Annotated in this window: 19 protein-coding genes and 1 pseudogene; 3 read left to right on the forward strand and 17 right to left on the reverse strand. The window is 51.4% G+C overall.

Going from position 1 to position 17,683, the window contains the following annotated elements; genetic code table 11:
- Window positions 1–100: 100 nt before the first annotated feature.
- From JDF658_RS10720 to floA, 8 genes are all read right to left on the reverse strand, one after another.
- Window positions 101–472: a diacylglycerol kinase family protein gene (locus tag JDF658_RS10720; RefSeq protein WP_078664989.1), complete on the reverse strand. Its 372-nt coding sequence runs from the start codon at window positions 470–472 to the stop codon at window positions 101–103.
- A gap of 11 nt (window positions 473–483) precedes the next feature.
- Entirely contained in the window at window positions 484–954 is a 471-nt protein-coding gene (gene ybeY / locus JDF658_RS10725; protein ID WP_078664988.1) for an rRNA maturation RNase YbeY, read from the reverse strand.
- The gene (locus tag JDF658_RS10730; RefSeq protein ID WP_078664987.1) at window positions 896–3,100 is read right to left on the reverse strand and encodes an HD family phosphohydrolase; all 2,205 of its coding nucleotides are present in this window, start codon (window positions 3,098–3,100) and stop codon (window positions 896–898) included. Before JDF658_RS10730 ends, ybeY begins: the two co-directional genes overlap by 59 nt.
- 2 nt (window positions 3,101–3,102) lie before the next feature.
- Window positions 3,103–4,071 carry a PhoH family protein gene (locus JDF658_RS10735; protein WP_242946657.1) on the reverse strand — a complete coding sequence of 323 codons (969 nt, stop codon included), beginning with the start codon at window positions 4,069–4,071 and terminating at the stop codon, window positions 3,103–3,105.
- Window positions 4,072–5,274, reverse strand: a complete 1,203-nt coding sequence (yqfD, locus tag JDF658_RS10740; protein ID WP_079907614.1) for a sporulation protein YqfD — start codon at window positions 5,272–5,274, stop codon at window positions 4,072–4,074.
- 12 nt (window positions 5,275–5,286) lie between these two features.
- Window positions 5,287–5,559, reverse strand: a complete 273-nt coding sequence (yqfC, locus tag JDF658_RS10745) for a sporulation protein YqfC (protein WP_078664985.1) — start codon at window positions 5,557–5,559, stop codon at window positions 5,287–5,289.
- Window positions 5,560–5,622: 63 nt separating this feature from the next.
- Entirely contained in the window at window positions 5,623–5,781 is a 159-nt protein-coding gene (locus JDF658_RS14470; RefSeq protein ID WP_159071822.1) for a hypothetical protein, read from the reverse strand.
- 6 nt (window positions 5,782–5,787) lie between these two features.
- Window positions 5,788–6,783 carry a flotillin-like protein FloA gene (floA, locus tag JDF658_RS10750; RefSeq protein ID WP_079907616.1) on the reverse strand — a complete coding sequence of 332 codons (996 nt, stop codon included), beginning with the start codon at window positions 6,781–6,783 and terminating at the stop codon, window positions 5,788–5,790.
- 143 nt (window positions 6,784–6,926) lie between these two features.
- Between floA and JDF658_RS10755 the strand changes: the two genes are divergently transcribed.
- Together JDF658_RS10755 and JDF658_RS10760 are read left to right on the forward strand one after the other, a co-directional pair.
- A complete protein-coding gene (locus JDF658_RS10755; RefSeq protein ID WP_079907617.1) occupies window positions 6,927–7,508 on the forward strand; it encodes a TetR/AcrR family transcriptional regulator in 582 nt (193 codons plus the stop codon).
- Window positions 7,509–7,592: 84 nt separating this feature from the next.
- Window positions 7,593–10,280 (forward strand): FAD-binding and (Fe-S)-binding domain-containing protein, encoded by a 2,688-nt coding sequence (locus JDF658_RS10760; RefSeq protein WP_079907619.1) that lies wholly within the window; start codon window positions 7,593–7,595, stop codon window positions 10,278–10,280.
- Between the two features lie 26 nt (window positions 10,281–10,306).
- Here the strand turns inward: JDF658_RS10760 and JDF658_RS10765 are convergent, their stop codons facing one another.
- Genes JDF658_RS10765 through JDF658_RS10775 form a run of 3 tightly spaced genes read right to left on the reverse strand, consistent with a single transcriptional unit; the run spans window position 10,307 to window position 11,664 of the window.
- Entirely contained in the window at window positions 10,307–10,819 is a 513-nt protein-coding gene (locus tag JDF658_RS10765; protein WP_078664981.1) for an NfeD family protein, read from the reverse strand.
- A gap of 16 nt (window positions 10,820–10,835) precedes the next feature.
- Window positions 10,836–11,264: a DUF86 domain-containing protein gene (locus JDF658_RS10770; RefSeq protein ID WP_143311990.1), complete on the reverse strand. Its 429-nt coding sequence runs from the start codon at window positions 11,262–11,264 to the stop codon at window positions 10,836–10,838.
- Window positions 11,245–11,664: a nucleotidyltransferase domain-containing protein gene (locus JDF658_RS10775; protein ID WP_159071821.1), complete on the reverse strand. Its 420-nt coding sequence runs from the start codon at window positions 11,662–11,664 to the stop codon at window positions 11,245–11,247. The genes JDF658_RS10770 and JDF658_RS10775 overlap by 20 nt, the downstream gene beginning before the upstream one ends.
- A 298-nt stretch (window positions 11,665–11,962) precedes the next feature.
- On the opposite strand from JDF658_RS10775, the gene JDF658_RS10780 reads away from it, so the two are divergent.
- Window positions 11,963–13,201 carry an OFA family MFS transporter gene (locus tag JDF658_RS10780; protein WP_079907624.1) on the forward strand — a complete coding sequence of 413 codons (1,239 nt, stop codon included), beginning with the start codon at window positions 11,963–11,965 and terminating at the stop codon, window positions 13,199–13,201.
- A 218-nt stretch (window positions 13,202–13,419) separates the two neighbouring features.
- On the opposite strand, the gene JDF658_RS10785 is transcribed toward JDF658_RS10780, so the two are convergent.
- From JDF658_RS10785 to prmA, 6 genes and pseudogenes are all read right to left on the reverse strand, one after another.
- Window positions 13,420–13,869, reverse strand: a complete 450-nt coding sequence (locus JDF658_RS10785; RefSeq protein ID WP_079907626.1) for a GatB/YqeY domain-containing protein — start codon at window positions 13,867–13,869, stop codon at window positions 13,420–13,422.
- A 16-nt stretch (window positions 13,870–13,885) separates the two neighbouring features.
- Window positions 13,886–14,062 (reverse strand): 30S ribosomal protein S21, encoded by a 177-nt coding sequence (gene rpsU / locus JDF658_RS10790; RefSeq protein ID WP_078664975.1) that lies wholly within the window; start codon window positions 14,060–14,062, stop codon window positions 13,886–13,888.
- A gap of 90 nt (window positions 14,063–14,152) precedes the next feature.
- Window positions 14,153–14,497, reverse strand: a pseudogene (locus JDF658_RS10795) (histidine triad nucleotide-binding protein).
- Between the two features lie 87 nt (window positions 14,498–14,584).
- Window positions 14,585–15,880, reverse strand: coding sequence for a tRNA (N(6)-L-threonylcarbamoyladenosine(37)-C(2))-methylthiotransferase MtaB (gene mtaB / locus JDF658_RS10800; protein WP_079907628.1), 1,296 nt, complete (start codon window positions 15,878–15,880; stop codon window positions 14,585–14,587).
- A complete protein-coding gene (locus tag JDF658_RS10805) occupies window positions 15,873–16,634 on the reverse strand; it encodes a 16S rRNA (uracil(1498)-N(3))-methyltransferase (RefSeq protein WP_079907629.1) in 762 nt (253 codons plus the stop codon). The genes mtaB and JDF658_RS10805 overlap by 8 nt, the downstream gene beginning before the upstream one ends.
- A gap of 3 nt (window positions 16,635–16,637) precedes the next feature.
- The gene (gene prmA / locus JDF658_RS10810; protein WP_078665068.1) at window positions 16,638–17,576 is read right to left on the reverse strand and encodes a 50S ribosomal protein L11 methyltransferase; all 939 of its coding nucleotides are present in this window, start codon (window positions 17,574–17,576) and stop codon (window positions 16,638–16,640) included.
- Between the last annotated feature and the right edge of the window lie 107 nt (window positions 17,577–17,683).

Below are 17,683 nucleotides of genomic sequence, written 5' to 3' on the forward strand. Positions count from 1 at the left end.
CTGCTTCACCAATGGATAATAGTTCCATTTTTTTATTGTAGCAAAACAGTTAAATACAATCAATTATAGTCTAGTTTTCTGAAGCTGCTGCTTACCTCCTCTATCTGCTGAATAAAGCCAGTAGGCGGGGGCCAAATACCAGTAAGCCGACAAACATAGCGTGAATAGCTGCCAGCAACACCGCCCCGGCGGCCACGTCTTTGGCAATAGCTGCCAGACGGTGCCATTCCTGCCCGGCTGCCAGGTCTACCACCGCTTCTAAAGCGGTATTGACCAGTTCCAGGCAAATTACCATGGTAGCTGCCAGCCAGATCCATAAAAATTCTCCCCGGCTCAGGTGCAGGATAAAGCTAAAGGCAATCACCAGAATAAAAGCCAGCAGATGAATGCGCATATTGCGCTGGGTTTTAAGGGCATATAACAGCCCCTGCCAGGCACAGGCAAAACTCTGCAAAAGATTGCGGTTTCTCATACCCAATGCTCCTAACGGTGGATACCCAGGGCATTCAGTACTTCCCTCTGTGTTTCCAGCATCTCCGCTTCCTCGGCTTCAGTCTGGTGGTCATAGCCCAGGAGATGCAAGACTCCATGCACAGTCAAAAAAGCCAGTTCCCGCTTCAGGCTGTGACCATAATCCCGGGCCTGTTCTTCGGCCCTTTCCACCGAGATAATCACATCGCCCAGCACTTCTGTTTCCAGAGGGGAGGTAAACTCCGGCTCTTCTTCCAGCCGTTCGCGCTGGGCAAAAGACAGCACATCCGTAGGCATATCCTTGCCGCGGTAGTCCCGGTTGAGGCGGCGGATTTCCTCATCGTCCACCAGCACCAGGCTGACCTCTGCTCCTTCTGTACCTTCATGGATTTGCAAGGTGTATTCCGCCACCTGGCGGATTGTATCAAGCATTTCCGCTGTTATTTCCCGCTGGCTCTGGAGATTCTCGATCTGAATCGGCATTGGCACTGCCCCTTTCCAATCCTTTCAATTCTTCAGGATATTCAATGCGGGCATGGACTATCCCTTTTAATACCTTCATAAAGGCCTGAGCGATTTTTTCCAGATCCCGCAGGGTTAAATCACTCTCATCCAGCTGGCCATCAGTCAGTTTTTCCTTGATAATCTTGCGCACAAACCCTTCCAGAGGGCCCAGGCCTGCCAGCTGGCCAGCCTGCATTTTGGCTCTAACCGCTGCTTCAACGGAATCCGCCAGCATGACTATGGCAGCCTCCCGTGTCTGGGGTTTGGGCCCTGGATAGCGGTAGTCTTCTTCCTGTACCGTTTCCAGGCGGTCAGCCTCCTTGGCCCGGTGGTAGAAATAGCTGACCAAACAGGTGCCGTGGTGCTGGGCGATTATATCCAGTACTGCCTGGGGCAGGCGATATTTCCGGCCTAGTTCCACCCCATCCTTAACGTGGGAAGTAATGATCAGGGTGGATAGAGACGGTGCAATCCGTTCATGGGGGTTAGTTCCACTCATCTGGTTTTCGATAAAAAAGCCCGGTCGCTGAATTTTCCCCACATCGTGATAATAGGCACCGGCCCGGCAGACCAGAGAATCAGCCCCAATAGCATCGGCCGCTGCTTCAGCCAGATTACCGACGATAATGGCATGATGATAGGTGCCCGGTGCTTCCATCAAGAGCTCCTTCAACAAAGGGGCATTGGGATTGGTAATTTCCAGCAATCGCATGGGTGAAGTCAGGTCAAAAGCCGATTCCAGCAAAGGCAAAAAGCCTCCTGCCAGTACGGCACTGAGCACCCCGTTCACCACTCCATAGGCAATGGCCACTCCGGTCAGGGTAGGACTGACATCCGTTACCAGACAGACGGAGATAATCATCGCCACCGCTGATAGTGCCACATGCATCAGTCCTGTTTTCACCAGATCGGAACGCTGGGTCACCCGCCGCAGGCCATAGATGGCAAAAATGCCACTGACCAATCCCACCAGGGCAAAGCGCAGCTGAAATCCTGACAGCACTCCCAGCCACCAGTTCAGCAAAAGGGTAATTAACAGGGCCAGCTGGCTGTCCAAAAGGACTGTTATCAGCATGGAAGCCGCAGCTACTGGAACCATATAGGCACTCAGGACATTGATTTCAGGTCGGTCACTGAAATTGAGGGCCAAAAAGCCCCGAATAATCAGGAGGCTGATCAACCCTATCAGTGCCAGCAGGGAAAGCTGTTTCTCATTGTGATACAGATCAGGGCGAAAATAAATCAAATAGGCCAGAGTCAGGGCAAAATTGAGAGCCAGCATCAAGGCAATGCCCAGCAAAACCGGCCAGGTGGACTTAGGCCGCATCAATCCCACTGCCTGTAGTTTCTCCAGGGTTTCCTGGGTTACTCTTTCCCCCTTGGAAATGATCAGCTCATTTTGCAATACCGACTTGGTTACCGGCGGCACAGCCTGTCGGGCCTCATTGATGCGCCGTTTGGTTTCCTCCTGGTTGATAATCAGATTGGGCCGCAGGATATTGGCCGTCAGCCGCACCAGTAAGTCCCGGTATGGTTTTTTCAGTCCCAGGTCGCCTATTTGGCGGCGAAGCCGCTCTTTTTCCGTTTCCAGCTTGTCTTCCGGCACGCCCTGGGTCATGGCCTGGCGCAATAGCTGCAGAGCCTGTTGCTCCAGACTGTCAATAGTCCGGTCATCGGCCGTTAACAGCATTTCGATTTCCTGGTCCTGAACCTGGATGGTCAGGGTTTTTTCCACCAGCAGACGCTTGTCCGTCAAATTCAGCTGGGTCTGTTGCCGGGCCTGGCGAATCTGGTCAAAGAACCCGGTTACTTCTTCCTCCAGTTTACTGGCTACCGTTACATTCTGGTCATAAACCGGCACGATAGTGGCAGCCGCTGCCTGCCGCCTGGCTTCGGTGGCTTTCTCATCCACATAAACCACACTGCTTGGTGAAAAAATGTTTTTTGGTGCTACCTGCCCTACTTTCAAATTAATGTTATCAGGCAGAAAATTAACACTGAGGACGACAAAATAGGCCAGGAAAAAAAATCCGGCCAGCAGTGCCCGGCGCACTTCTTTTTGTTCCCACAGCTTCCTGACATATCCCCGTAACAAGAGGTTGCGTAACTGTTCTTGCCAGTTCATTGCTATTCACTCCGTTCGTTACGCCGCCGATATGCCTCCACAATTCGCTGCACCAGCGGATGCCGTACTACATCTGCTTCGGAGAGATAACAAAAACTTATCCCTTCGATTCCGCGCAAAATCTGCTGAACCTCCACCAGGCCGGAAAACTGGCCCCGGGGCAAATCGATCTGGGTGATATCCCCGGTGATCACTGCCCGGGAGCCTAAGCCCAATCGGGTCAGAAACATTTTCATCTGTTCCGGTGTAGTATTTTGCGCCTCATCGAGTATGATAAAACTGTCTTCCAGGGTTCTTCCCCGCATATAAGCCAGAGGTGCCACTTCAATAATGCCCTTCTCCAGATAACGCTGGGTAATTTCTTGCCCCAGTAGATCATAAAGGGCATCATAGAGAGGCCGCAGATACGGGTCCACTTTTTCCTGTAAATCCCCGGGCAAAAAGCCCAGTTTTTCCCCCGCTTCCACCGCCGGGCGCGTCAGGATAAGCCGGCTGACCTCCCGCCGCCGTAAAGCCAGGACTGCCATCACCACCGCCAGGTAAGTCTTGCCCGTGCCGGCAGGCCCGATGCCGAAAACCACATCATGCTGCTGGATCGCCTGTAAATAGGCCTTCTGGCCATTGGTTCTGGGCCGCACCGCCTTGCCCCTGGCATTGTGCAGGATTACTTCTTGACTCAAGAGGGCACTCTCTTCCGCCCTGCCCTTTTTCACCATGCCGATAACCTGCAACACATCCTGGCTGGTTAAAACCTCCTGTTGTCGCGCCAGCTGGGTTAACTGGCCAAAAACCTGCCGTACCTGGCTGACTGTCTCCTCTTCCCCGCGGATGGTGACAGTATTGCCCCGGGCTGCCAGCTGGACTGGAAATTCGCGCTCCATCAGGGTCAGATGACCATCCAGCTGGCCAAAAATCCGGGCTGCCTCACCGTTATCGCCGAATATCACTTTTTCTTCTACTGTCCTGACCAATTATTCAATCCTCCTCAACTCTCCTATGGGTTCTCTGGTCTCCACAATCATTCTGCCTTTTACGGTACTATTATTACCGGAATCCAGCAAGGTAAACGATTTCTGCAATACCTCGGCTCCGGCCGGCAGCTGGCTGGCAATTTGCTGCCAGGCTTTTTCCCGCACTAGAGTTTCTGCCTCTGCTGCTGTCAGCTGTTTGTGCCTGGTCAGCAGCTGTTTTTGTTCAACAGTAATTAATTCGACACCGGGCAGCGGATTCCTTCTCTTTTCCGCGGTAACCCTGGGGCCAGAACTGCGATTATTTTCCCACTGCCATAAAGTATAGCTGTGCCCGCGCAGATTTACAATCACTTTCCGTCCGATTACTTCCCCCGGTTCCTGCCAGCTCAGCTCCCGTTCTGTTTCCACAATAGCCTCATACCAGACCCGGGCCCGCACAATCCCCTGAGCCTGTACCTTTTTCGGTTCCGGCGGGGGACTATCGGGAGTAGTGGGCACCGGGGGAGTTAATACCCCATCAATCAGGATATCTCCTGGTTTGACAGTATCCCCTTCCTTCACCCTGCCTTCCCCGCTGAAGACCAGGATTTCACAGATAACCCCTTCTTTATTAGCCACCAGTGAAGCCGGTCCTTCGATAGCTACCTCCTTTTCCGGTGGCAGTTTTTTTTCGGCCACCCGAATCAGGGCCCGGGTTCCTTCAAAATCGATTTCCAGCCAGGCCAGCTGGGGAAACTGCAGTAACAGCTGTTTTTCCAGCCGTTCCAAAGGCAGCTGTTTCTTCCACACCCCGGGCTTTAAGCCCTGGGCCTCTGCCGCGCGCAATAATTGTTCCCGACTCAGGTTTTTGTTACCCACCACATCAACCTGCCAGACAAAACTCGCCCCCAGATAGAGGACAAAAACAAATAATAACGCCCCATAGAGCAGCATTTGTCTTTTTTTCAAGGCACTCCACCAGAAGGGCAGGCCCCGGCGAGCTGCTATGCCCAGTTGCAGATTAAGTCTTCGGCGCAAATGGCGCAGCGCCAAAAACCCGGGGAGAGAGACCTTGGCCAGGGCAGACCCATCCTTTAAGCGGACAATATCCCATAAATAAATACCCCGGCTCACAGCCATATTCAGCAGCCGTTCCAGCCGAGGCCCGCGAATGCGAATAATCACATATCCCCTTAACCAGGCCAGTATTCTCTGTACCAGCATCTCTTTTCCCCCCTACTCCAGAAACTCGATACCGGTAATCCAGCCTTCCACTACCGCTTCTTCCGGCAATATTCCCCTTAATACCAGATCCTTGCCTTTCAGCAGCAATTGTCCCTTCTCCAGCTGAAAGCGAACTCTTTCCGGACTGTATTCCACTACCCCCCGATGGTTTTCCAGAATGGCCTGTACCTGGCCAGAGACAATGATTTTGGGCAAATTCAAAGTCACATCCCGGGGTAAATCCAGAATCTGGTTCAAATTCTGCCGCCAGTTCTTCCAGGACATAAAAATCCCCTCCTTTGTCCTCATCCATATTTATGAGGACAGGAGGGGTTATATGCCTGCCTGTTACCTGCCAAAAAACCATTTCCTGCCTTTACAGGGTCCCAGAATCTCCCGGGCCAGAATCGCCTGGCGCCAGTCCTCCCGTTGCCATTCCCGGGGCTCCAGCTCTTGCTCCCGCCTGGTTTCCCGCTGGCTTTGCTTTTCTTTTTTCCTTTTCTCCATCCAGACCTACTCCTTTCCCGCTTCCGGCTGGCGGGGTCCAGCGATGCTATCCCGCATGCGGGTATCAGCCAGCAGGTTCTGCAGGGCATAATAGTCCATAGCCCCCAGCTTTCCTTCCCTTAAAGCCTGGGCCAGGGCCCGTGGTACCTCAGCTTCCGCTTCTACCACTTTGGCCCGCATCTCCTGCACCATCGCCTTCATTTCCTGTTCCCGGGCCACCGCCATCGCCCGTCTCTCTTCCGCCTTGGCCTGGGCAATCCGTTTATCCGCCTCAGCCTGGTCTGTCTGCAACTGTGCCCCTACGTTGCGCCCCACATCCACATCAGCAATGTCGATGGACAATATCTCAAAAGCTGTCCCGGCATCCAAACCTTTGGCCAGTACCGTACGGGAAATCAGATCAGGGTTTTCCAGCACCGCCTTGTGGGATTCACTGCTGCCCACCGTGGTTACTACCCCTTCACCCACCCGGGCGATGATGGTCTCTTCCCCGGCACCGCCCACCAGGCGGTCGATATTGGCCCTTACTGTCACCCGGGCGATGGCTTTTACCTCGATGCCGTCCTTGGCCACCGCTGAAATCAGGGGGGTTTCAATTACTTTAGGGTTCACGCTCATCTGTACAGCCTGCAGAACATTGCGACCGGCCAGATCAATGGCCGCAGCTCGCTCAAAAGCCAGAGGAATATTGGCCCGTTCCGCCGCAATCAGGGCATCCACAACCCGGTCCACATTGCCTCCGGCCAGAAAATGGGCCTCCAGCTGGTTGACACTGAGGTCCAACCCGGCTTTACGAGCCTTGATCAGAGGGTTGACAATCTGGGCCGGCGGTACCCGGCGCAGCCGCATCCCGATCAGGGTAATAATTCCCACCGGCACTCCAGAAGCCAGGGCACTAATCCACAAACCCAGGGGAATAAAACTAAAAACAACGATGATGATAAAAAAGAGCAAAACAAAACTCAATCCCAGCCCAAGACCTGCTATTTGGGGTAAATACATACTTCCATCCTCTCCTTTCCCTGTTCTTTTACAATTATATCCGATTTGTTATGCATATAACAACCATTTTTTGTCTTGCGCAGAGAACAGCACTGGTATATAATAAAATCAAACAGAAAGATCATTCGGTGGAGGTTACGAGTTTGAAGAAAACGACGCCCGATACGGAGATCAAAAACAAAATTTACAATGTAGCGCGAAAACTGTTTGTGGAAAAAGGCTATCATCGTACCAGTATTCCCGATCTGGTCAGGGCGAGCGGCGTCAGCATCGGAGCTATCTACCACCACTTTCCCTCCAAGGAAGAACTGGCCCGAACCATCCATGAAGATGCGGTAAACCTGTTTCTGAACAAATATGACTGCTATGTTCGCCCCCGGCAATCAGGGCGCGAAAAGGTGAGATATTTTGTCAAAATGATGTTTGAATGGGCGGACACGGATTTGATCACCGTAAATTATCTATTACACGCCCGTCCCCCGGAAGTGCTTAACTGTAATTTTACTATCTGTACCGCTGAAGGTTTGGAAGCGGTCAAAGAAATTATCAGCTGTGGTCAGGCTTGCGGTGAGTTCAAACCTGTTAATCCCATATTGCTGGCCGCCATGGTTTCCGGCCCCATTATGAGAATGATCGAACTGAAAACTGACGGTGTCATTACCGAACCGTTGAGCAACCTGATAGATGAGACAGCGGAACTTATTTTCTCTGCCCTTAGAGCTTAAAATATTTTTCACATATACAGAAAGATTATTCTTTCTGTATATGTGATTAAATACACAATCAATACAAGCGGAGGAGGTAGAATTATGCAAACCCTAAAAGACCTTTTTGGTAACCGTTTTCGGGACAATCAACTGGAACGGCTTTTGTACAGCCATGACGTCGGAGTGCTGCCAGCAGCAGTGAAAAAAACCTTCAATTCCATGCCTTCTGCAGTAGTGCAGCCGGAAAACAAACAGGAATTAATCGATTTAATGAAGTGGGCCAATGAAACCAGAACTCCGTTAATCCCCCGCGGTGCCGCTACATCAGGCTTCGGCGGAGCCATTCCCACCAAAGGCGGCGTAGTAGTGGACCTGATCCGCATGAAAAATATCATCGCTTTTGATCCGGAGCAACAAACTGTTACTGTCGAGCCAGGTATTGTCTGGGAAGAGCTGGATAGTTTTCTTGCCTCCCGCGGATATACCCTCAGGCTATATCCCTCCAGTTATCCCGGTTCCACTGTTGGCGGTTGGACAGCTCAAGGAGGAACAGGACTGGGCAGCTATCGCTACGGCAGTTTTAAAGATAATCTGGTGGAGGTAAAAGCCATCCTTGGCGATGGCACAGAAAGAACATTCTCTCTGCAAGACCTGGATTTGATTTACGGCCTGGAAGGTATCACCGGAATTATTTACGAAATTACTTTGAAAGTAATGAAGCAAAAAAATGATTTTCCCCTTGCCGCAGTATTTAGCAATCTTTTGCCCTTACCCGAGCTTGTCAAAGAACTGGAAAACCATAATCTTCCTGTCTGGAACATAACGGTGCTGACACCAGAATTTATCGCCTTACATCAAAGCGCTACCCGGGAAAAGGTGTTACCAGAGGATAAATACCTGGTCAATATTGTTTTATCCTCTCCTGATGAAAAACAGGTCGATATAGCGCAAACACTGATTGCCCGGGCCGGTGGTCAGTTGCTTTCTTCCGAAGCTGCTCACCATGAATGGAATAACCGTTTCTATACCATGCGCCTGAAAAGACTGGGGCCTTCCCTGATTGCGTCAGAAGTAATAGTACCCCTGGCAAAAGCCGCTGAATTTATTGGTGAAGTGGAACACAAATTCAAAGGAGAATTTGCTTTCGAGGGTACTTTCGTCGGGCAAGATGCCATTACCTTTTTAGGTCTGATGCCGGCTGATGAACGCAAACTCAATTTCCCTCTGCTCTATGCCAATTCCCTGATCATCAATGACATTGCCACCAAACTGGGGGGTAAAATTTTCGCCCTGGGCATGTACTTTACCGATTACGCCGAACAGTTACTGGGAAGTAACCTGTTAAAACAGCTAGTGAAGTTCAAGCAAGAAACCGATCCCCAGGGCATCCTTAACCCCGGAAAAATTCTTCCCCCCGGTCTGGATAAAAATTCACCCCTTAAGGTGTTAAATACCGCCATGAAAGGTGCTACCATGGGTAAATCCCTATTAGGCGGGTTAACCAGCCTGCTCGGCGGAAATTCGGCTAAAGATCATATCGAGGAAAAAGCCAAAGGTCCCTTTTCCGGTGCTGTGCTGGCCGAAAGTTACATTTGCGCCCAATGCGGTTTCTGCCGTACTAACTGCACCGTATTTATGCCCGACCCCTGGGAATCCAATTCACCTAGAGGAAAGTGGTATATCCTGAACGAATATGCCAAAGGCAATATCGATCTGGATGAGACAGCAGTGACCGCCCTGTTTAACTGTACTACCTGTAAAAAATGCGATCTGGTCTGTCAGACCCTGTTACCCAATGCCCACCGGTGGCTGGAAATGCGACCTGCCGTCTATCAGGCCGGTTTTATCAACACCGGGCTTGAGTTAGTAAAAGATAATGTAGTTAACAGCGGTAACTTCTGGGGCGTACCGGCAGAAACCAAAAGCTGGATTACCCCTGAAATCAAGTACGAGGAAGAAGGGGAAATAGCCTACTGGCCAGGCTGCTGGGCTTCCATCATCATGAAAAACATGCCGCAGAATATTGCGCGCATTATGAACAAAGCAGGAGTGCCTTTCGTCTATCTTGGTGCTGATGAAGGATGTTGCGGACTTTATCATGCTTTAGGTGGGTATATGGAAGAGTTCGGGGCCAAAGTTAAGGCCAACTATGAAAATCTGAAAAAACGAGGGGTTAAAAAATTACTCCTGTCCTGTCCCGGCTGTTTTGCCACCTTTACGGAAAATTATCCGGAGATGGCTCACCATCTGGGAATTGACTGGGATATTGAAACAGAACACGTGACGGTTTTCCTTAACCGCTTGTTGCAGGAAGGAAAATTGCGCTTCACCAAACCCATCAACGCTAAAGTTACTTACCATGATTCCTGCCACTGCGGGCGCTGGTTTAATATTTATGAAGAACCACGGGCAATCTTGAAAGCCATTCCCGGGATTGAACTGATTGAAATGGAGCATAACCGCGAAAAAGGCCTTTGTTGCGGTCTGGTCGCTTCCTTCCAATCCATTCCCACTGTGGGCTATTCCGGACAAAAACGGATTAATGAGGCCACAGCCACCGGAGCCGAGTACATTGTAACCAACTGTGCCGGTTGTGGCTCACAAATGAACTTTACTTCCAATATGCTCAACGCCAACGTCAAGCAAAAAGATATCACCGATTTGGTAGCTGAAGCCATGGGAATTGAAGAAATCTATGACCCAACAGCTGCGATTGCAAGCTATATGGAAGCCGCCATCAAACTGTTAACCCCAGCCTGCATAATGCTGAAACAGAAATACCATAAATAAAAAAGGCTATGAGAAAACCCGAGCCTTTATGGCCCGGGTTTTTCTTTTCTCACTACAATCCTTTGTCCCTCGACCTTGATTACTGTCACCTTTACACCTCCGGGGAGGTACTCCCCTTCTGAGACTACATCCACCACCTGGCCAGCTATTTCCACCTTGCCCGCCGGACGCAAAGGCGTCAGCGTCAGCCCGCTTTTTCCCACTAGTTTCTGCCAGGAAGGATCAGGGGCCAGATAACCGGCTTTGCTTTCCTGGTTATCGGTGAGAATGAGCTGATTCAGCAATCTTTTTTCTTCCATCCGCCGCCAGGCCCAGTAGAGAACAACGGCAGCAACCAGAATGGCCAGAGCCAGAGCAGCCAGCACCGCTCCCGGGGCATGCAGGGCCAGATAAAGGGCAAAGAGCATGAACAGGATACCCGCCAGTCCTACCAGCCCAAAACCAGGGATAACCAGGATTTCCACCAGTAAGGCCAGGAACCCGATCATGAAGATCAATAGCGCTTCCCAGCCGTTAAGATAAAACGCAGGATAAGGCAATTCCCTCTCCCTCCCTCTAGGTGAGCAATCGACTGAAATAGCCAATGAATTTTTTAATATCATCAAGATTTTCAGTAATTATCTGATATAGCTCTTCCGGTGTTATATCAATGTAACCATGAGCCATACGATTGCGATATCCGGCCAGCCCTTTAACTCTTTCTGCAAAATCCGCCGGAATTACCCCCAGCTTACCCAGTTCATCAATAATTTCCCGATAGGTACCCGGCCTTTTCTGTCCATTTTTGACAATAATATGTGAGCCAGCATCCAGAATTATATTTAAAGCAATATATAGATTGGCAAACACGATATCGCTATTGCGTTTGTCTGCTAAAAATTCCTCTTTACTCAGCTTTGCCATTTCAGCAAGATTAAAATATCTTTCCTTTAAATTTTCTAAATAGGCAAACAGGCGCGTTGAATTATAGACCACTTTCACCACCTCCGAACTCTTCCTTCAGGTTTTCCAGTAAATCCCTGGTCATTTGTTGCCAGACTGGTTCAAAATCCAGCCAGCGACGAACCACCATTTCCTCGAAATCAGTCCGGAAGTCCCAGTCAGTTTCAAAAATGACTTTACCATCATATACTATTTCCTTCTGCAAAACCAGAGGGGCATCATGTAAAAAAACAATGTCAACTTTATCAGTTTTCAGGATACCCGTAACATCAGCAATTAAGCTCATTTTTTCCTGCAACCCTGGATATGGTTGCTTAAATAAAAGAGCCAGGTCCCAGTCGCTATCCTCTCTGGCCTCACCGCGCGCCCGTGACCCAAACAGCCAGACCGCCACTACTTTATTTTTTTTCCACAATGGATGTAATAAAGCCAGTTCTTCCATCCTTCTCACCGCCTTTGCTACCATTATACCTGAAACAGGGGAAAAATGCCATTTTTTCAAACTTTCCATTGAATAATCATTCAAGCCCGTTCACCCAAATTTTCAAATTGTTTGTCAATTCTACTATATACCATTTATATGCTCATAACTTCCATTCAGGATTTATTTTTTATTATTACCGGAAATTGTACCGCTTTTTTTCTCTTTATGGCTTACAATTGATAACAGGAAATAACAAATTCAGGAGAGCTCTCCGGAAGGCAGGGGCCCGCCTTCCTCAAAACAGGAGGTGTGTGAAATGGCTAATTCATCCCGCGGCTGGGTTGTGACCCTGGCCGGGACGGGTATCAATCTGGCCCTGGGCGTGCTATATGCCTGGAGCGTCTTTGCCAAAACTTTAACTGAACAGTGGAACTGGAGCAAAACCCAATCCTCTTTACCTTATACCCTGGCCATTCTGGTTTTTGCCCTGATGATGATTCCCGCCGGGCGCTGGCAGGATAAAGCCGGCCCCCGAATTGTAGCTACGGTCGGTGGCATCTTGACTGGTAGCGGCCTGATTCTGGCCAGCTTTTTCGATTCAGTAATGGGGATCACCATTTCTTTCGGCCTGTTAGCCGGGGCCGGCATAGGCCTCGGTTATGCCGCCGCCACCCCCGCTGCCGTCAAATGGTTTCCCCCGGAAAAGAAAGGCTTGATCACCGGGATTGTGGTCAGCGGTTTTGGCCTTGCTTCCGTCTATATCGCCCCATTGACCAACTACCTGTTAAAAGTATATGGAATCAATGATTCTTTCCGGATCCTGGGCATCGCCTTTCTGCTGGTCGCCACCCTGCTGGCCCAGCTGTTGACTAACCCGCCCGCTGATTACAAAGCTCCCGTGGCCAGCCCTGCGGGCAAACCCCAGAATACTGCTCCTGCTGTTAATGACTACAGCTGGCAGGAAATGCTGAAAACCCGGCAGTTCTATTTGCTCTGGCTCATGTTTGCCTGCGGCTCCCTTGCCGGGTTAATGATTATCGGCCATCTTTCCAAAATCGCCAAGGTTCAGCTCAATATCCAGTGGGGTTTTGCCCTGGTGGCTCTGCTGGCCATTTTCAATGCCGGAGGGCGAATAATTGCCGGGATCCTCTCTGATATTATCGGCCGTACCCGCACCATGCTGCTGGTCTTCGTGCTGCAGGCAATTGTCATGAGCCTGTTCGCCAAACTGAACACTCTGTCCCTGCTGGCCGCCGGCGCTGCCCTGGTTGGCTTCAATTACGGGGCCTGTCTCTCCCTCTTCCCCTCTGCTACCGCTGACTATTTCGGCACCAGAAACCTGGGGCTGAACTACGGGATTGTTTTCACCGCCTGGGGGGTAGGCGGTATGGTGGGACCGTTACTGGCAGGCTGGGTAGCCGATACCACCGGCACTTATACTTATGCCTATTATATCGCTGCCCTGCTCTGCGTCCTGGCCGCCGGCCTGTCTCTGGTGACGCGGGCTCCCCGCTCTGTCGCCCTTTTAGGCCAGGAAGAAAAACATGTGGCTTAGTCTTACTGGAGGGGGCTTCTAGCCCCCTTTTCTGTTACAAAGTTAAAAGCCAGGAGACTCCTGGCTTTTGGCAGGACTAATTAAATTGATTAAGGTTCTTGTCCAGGCAGAAAAGCTACGGCTACTGCTACCTTCGCCGTTCGGGACTTCCACCCTATAGACAACGCCCATGCCGGGCGCACATCAAAAGCCCGGGATCTTCGATCCCGGGCCTGTTTTTATCCCAGATATTCCTTAACCAGCTGATTGACCAGTTTGCCATCGGCCCGGCCTTTAATTTTCGGCATCAGATATCCCATGACCTTGCCCATTTCCTTAGGCCCCTGGGCCCCGGTAGCTGCGATGGCTTCCTGGATCAGTTGCCGTAACTGGTTTTCATCCAGCTGTTCTGGCAGGTAAGGCAGCAGGACTGCCACCTCTGCTTCCAGCTGCTGGACGATATCCTCACGGCCAGCCTTGCGGTACTCCTCCATGGCATCCCGCCGCTGTTTGACTTCACGGGCAATGACTTCGATGATTTCCTCTTCCGTCAATTCCCGCTTTTTTTCAATTTCTGCGTTCTTGATAGCTGATTTGGCCATGCGAATGGTGGAGAGGCGGACTTTCCCGGCTTCCTTGGCTTTCATGGCCTCTTTCATATCAGCTGTCAACCGCTCTAACAGGGACATAAGGTAACCCCCTTAATTAGCGGAACTTACGCTTTCTGGCAGCTTCGGACTTCTTCTTCCGTTTAACACTGGGTTTTTCATAGTGTTCCCGTTTTCTCACTTCAGAAAGAACCCCGGCCCGCTGGCAGGATTTCTTGAACCGCCGCAGGGCGCTGTCCAGGGATTCGTTTTTACCCACGCGAACTTCAGACATCTGTTTCCCTCCCCTCCACTGGCACCCTAGCGCTAATTAAGCGCCTTGCCTATTATATCCTACAATACAAAGGGGTGTCAATAACCCCATTTAACCCGGCGGCCAGCCAAAGGGACGCCCGGCTAACAGGTGGTAGTGGAGGTGGAAAACAACCTGACCCGCATCCTTCAAATTATTGGTTACGAGTCGAAAACCCTTTTCCTACAAACCCAGGTCCTTGGCAACCCGTCCGGCGACAAGCTGAAGGTGTCCCAACAGTGCTTCGTCAACTTCATCCGCAGCCAGCAAATGAGGGATGTGCTGCTTGGGAATAAGCAAAAGATGAATGGGTGCCACCGGGTTAATATCGTGGAAAACCAGCACTTTTTCATCTTCATATACTACTTTGGCCGGGATTTCCCTGTTGACGATCTTGCAAAAAATGCAGTCCTGCATAGTACACCTCCTTCCGCCGAATACTGGTTGCAACACTATATAATTCGCTATTTACTACAACAAATCCTGCTTATTGTCGCAAAAAATTTACAATCTTTCCCCAACCAGATAATCTCCACGCCATCCGATGAGGCGAACAGAAATTAGCTGTCCTCTTTCCTCTGGCCGGGCTGGTAACAAAACCCGTAAATAATTGGCGGTCAGGCCTTCCCAGAAACCATCTTTATATTCCTGTTCCACCAGCACTGCCTGGATTGTTTCAAGAAAACGCTGTCCATAATTGCGGGCCAGCTGTCGTCCCAGCTGGTTTAACTCTTTCACCCGCTTTTCCTTCACCGCTGCCGGAACCTGGTCTGTCCGTTCTGCAGCAGGAGTTCCCTGACGTGGTGAGTAAGGGAAAACATGCAAGCGGGCAAAACCCATCTGGCTGATAAAGTCTTTAGTTGCGGCAAAGTGTTCCCCTGATTCCCCGGGAAATCCCACAATCACATCGGTAGTTATAGCCGCCTGGGGCAAAAATTCCCGCACCACTCCCAGCAGGCGGGCATACTCATAGGTGCTGTAATGGCGGTTCATTTCCCTTAAGGTTACATCACAGCCGCTTTGCAGGGGGATATGTAGATGGGGACAAACCTGTGGATAATCTGCCATTATCTCTAACAAGGCCGGTGTCAGGTCAGTGGGCTCAATAGAGCCCAGGCGTAAACGGCGTATGCCTGTTTCCCGGCAGATTTTTTCCACCAGCCAGGCCAGGTCGCCCTCGCCGCCTTCCCGGCCATAAGCCCCGATACAGATACCGGTCAAAACCACTTCCTGATAACCCCGTTCCACCAGGGCCTGGATTTCCGCCAGCACCCGGACTGGCTCCCGGCTGCGCTGGGGTCCACGGGCATAGGGGATAATACAATAACTGCAGAAATTATTGCAGCCTTCCTGGATTTTGACAAAAGCCCGGGCCCGCCCCTCCTCTAGAACGGGAGCGATTTCCTCAAAAGCCGCTGCTTCCATGATATTCTCCACCCGGGCCAGAGGTTCCGTACCGGCGCGGGCTTCTTCCACCAGCTGCACCAGCTGCTGGCGGTCGCGGGTGCCCACTACCAGGTCTACACCCTCGATGGCCAGCACTTCCCCCGGAGCCGTTTGGGCATAACAGCCAGTCACCACCACCAGCCCACCCCGGCGGGCAGCCCGCCGGATCAACTGGCGGCTTTTGCGGTTGCTGAGATGGGTAACAGAACAGGTATTGATGATATAGACATCTGCCGGTTGTTCAAAATCCACTACCTGGTAGCCGGCCTGACGAAAGAGGGAGGCCATGGCTTCACTTTCATACTGATTGGTCTTGCAGCCCAGAGTAGCAAAAGCTACTGTTCGTTCAGCCATTAGGCTCACCTCCCAGGTCGCCCCAGAGATACTGGATCAGACTGATTGCAGTGATAGCCGCCGTTTCTGTGCGCAAAATCCGAGGCCCCAGGTTGATGCTGATGGCCCCCTTTTCCAGGGCCGCTGCTGCTTCCTCCGGGGTTATCCCTCCTTCAGGGCCAATGATGACAAAGACGCGGCGGGGGCCAGGAACCGGCAGAGTAGCAGCCAGCTGCCTTAACCCCCGGCTTTGCTCTTCTTCCCAGGGCAGAAGTAGCAGGTCCCCTGCCTGGATTTGCAGCCAGAGCTGTTCCCAGGTTGCAACTGGGTCCACTTCCGGCACCAGCCCACGGCGGCATTGTTTGGCCGCTTCCCGTACGATCTTGCGCCAGCGTTCCACCCGTTCTGCGGCTTTATTGCCTTCCAGCCTTACTACCGTCCTGGCCATAACCAGGGGGATAAAGCGCTTGACCCCCAGCTCTGTACCTTTCTGCAGTACCAGCTCCATTTTTTCCCCTTTGGGTAGCCCCTGAACCAGACAGATTTCCAGAGGGGATTCGGATAGGTCAGGCTGACGCTCCTGCCTGCGGGCAAGCACCCTATCTTTAGCAATTTCCACAATTTCCCCGGAATATACATAACCATCACCGCAGACGGCCTCCAGCAGCTCTCCCGGTTTGGCCCGCAGCACCCGGGCCAAATGGTAGGCATCGTCCCCGGTGATGGTAATATACTGTTCACCGATTTGCTCTGGTTGGACAAAAAAGCGGGTCATCTCCTATCTCCTTTCGGCCAGCATAGCTACCCAGCCGCTATCCCGCCAGGTTTCCACTATAGTCAGGCCACTGACCTCCAGGGCAGCCCTGACCTCCTGTTCCCTTTCCTCGATAATGCCGGAACAGAGGAACCGGCCACCAGGCAGCAGGTGTTCCTTTACTGCCGGTGTAACCATGATGATGATATCAGCGATAATGTTGGCGATAATCAAATCCGCGGGCTCGGCCACTGTATCCAGCAAATTGCCTTCTTCCACCCGGACAATATGGGTGACATCATTCTGGTCGGCATTTTCCCAGGCCACCTTGACCGCCGTTTCATCCAGATCGATGGCCAGGACATCTTCTGCCCCCAGTTTAGCGGCCACGATGGCCAGCACGCCAGAACCGGTGCCCACATCATAGACAACTCTGGGACCGGGGAAAAGTTTTTCCAGGGCCCGGATACACATGGCAGTAGTGGGATGGGTTCCAGTGCCAAAGGCCATCCCCGGATCCAGTTCTACCACGATCTCCCCATCCTGAGCCTGATAATCCTCCCAGGTGGGTTTGATCACTATCTTCTCTCCTATTTTTTCCGTTTTAAAATATTTTTTCCAGGAGGTCGCCCAGTCCTGGTCATCAACCAGGGAAAAGGCCAGTTCACAATAGAGTCCGGGCAAATGATAATGTTTCAGGTCATTGACCGCCCGCTTCACATCTTCCACCTGGGCGGCCAGCTTTGTTCCTTCGGGCAGGTAAGCCTTGACCACCACCAGATCGGGATCACCCGCCTCTTCCTCGGGAAATTCATAATAATCCCAGCGTTTCTCCTCAATGTATTGCCATTTCAACTGCGGGTCTTCGATGATTACTCCATTGGCTCCAGTCTCATGTAGAATATTGGCTACCGCTTCCACTCCATCCCGGTGGACAGTCACCTGAATTTCCTGCCACTTCATTTGCCCAACCTGGTTCAAAAAACTTGACTGTTTTTATCTCCAGCCAAGTTGGCCCCCAGACCAGGATTTCGCCTCCTTTCCGAATACTTGATTTGCCCCCGCGGGGC

Source organism: Carboxydocella sp. JDF658 (assembly GCF_002049395.1).
Classification (GTDB): Bacteria; Bacillota.

What these genes read in the sequence shown, in the direction of transcription:
- JDF658_RS10720 (WP_078664989.1), bottom strand. Translation starts at nt 472, where the DNA reads ATGAGAAACCGCAATCTTTTGCAGAGTTTTGCCTGTGCCTGGCAGGGG.
- ybeY (WP_078664988.1), bottom strand. Translation starts at nt 954, where the DNA reads ATGCCGATTCAGATCGAGAATCTCCAGAGCCAGCGGGAAATAACAGCG.
- JDF658_RS10730 (WP_078664987.1), bottom strand. Translation starts at nt 3,100, where the DNA reads ATGAACTGGCAAGAACAGTTACGCAACCTCTTGTTACGGGGATATGTC.
- yqfD (WP_079907614.1), bottom strand. Translation starts at nt 5,274, where the DNA reads ATGCTGGTACAGAGAATACTGGCCTGGTTAAGGGGATATGTGATTATT.
- yqfC (WP_078664985.1), bottom strand. Translation starts at nt 5,559, where the DNA reads ATGTCCTGGAAGAACTGGCGGCAGAATTTGAACCAGATTCTGGATTTA.
- JDF658_RS14470 (WP_159071822.1), bottom strand. Translation starts at nt 5,781, where the DNA reads ATGGAGAAAAGGAAAAAAGAAAAGCAAAGCCAGCGGGAAACCAGGCGG.
- floA (WP_079907616.1), bottom strand. Translation starts at nt 6,783, where the DNA reads ATGTATTTACCCCAAATAGCAGGTCTTGGGCTGGGATTGAGTTTTGTT.
- JDF658_RS10760 (WP_079907619.1), top strand. Translation starts at nt 7,593, where the DNA reads ATGCAAACCCTAAAAGACCTTTTTGGTAACCGTTTTCGGGACAATCAA.
- JDF658_RS10775 (WP_159071821.1), bottom strand. Translation starts at nt 11,664, where the DNA reads ATGGAAGAACTGGCTTTATTACATCCATTGTGGAAAAAAAATAAAGTA.
- JDF658_RS10780 (WP_079907624.1), top strand. Translation starts at nt 11,963, where the DNA reads ATGGCTAATTCATCCCGCGGCTGGGTTGTGACCCTGGCCGGGACGGGT.
- JDF658_RS10785 (WP_079907626.1), bottom strand. Translation starts at nt 13,869, where the DNA reads ATGTCCCTGTTAGAGCGGTTGACAGCTGATATGAAAGAGGCCATGAAA.
- rpsU (WP_078664975.1), bottom strand. Translation starts at nt 14,062, where the DNA reads ATGTCTGAAGTTCGCGTGGGTAAAAACGAATCCCTGGACAGCGCCCTG.
- mtaB (WP_079907628.1), bottom strand. Translation starts at nt 15,880, where the DNA reads ATGGCTGAACGAACAGTAGCTTTTGCTACTCTGGGCTGCAAGACCAAT.
- JDF658_RS10805 (WP_079907629.1), bottom strand. Translation starts at nt 16,634, where the DNA reads ATGACCCGCTTTTTTGTCCAACCAGAGCAAATCGGTGAACAGTATATT.
- prmA (WP_078665068.1), bottom strand. Translation starts at nt 17,576, where the DNA reads ATGAAGTGGCAGGAAATTCAGGTGACTGTCCACCGGGATGGAGTGGAA.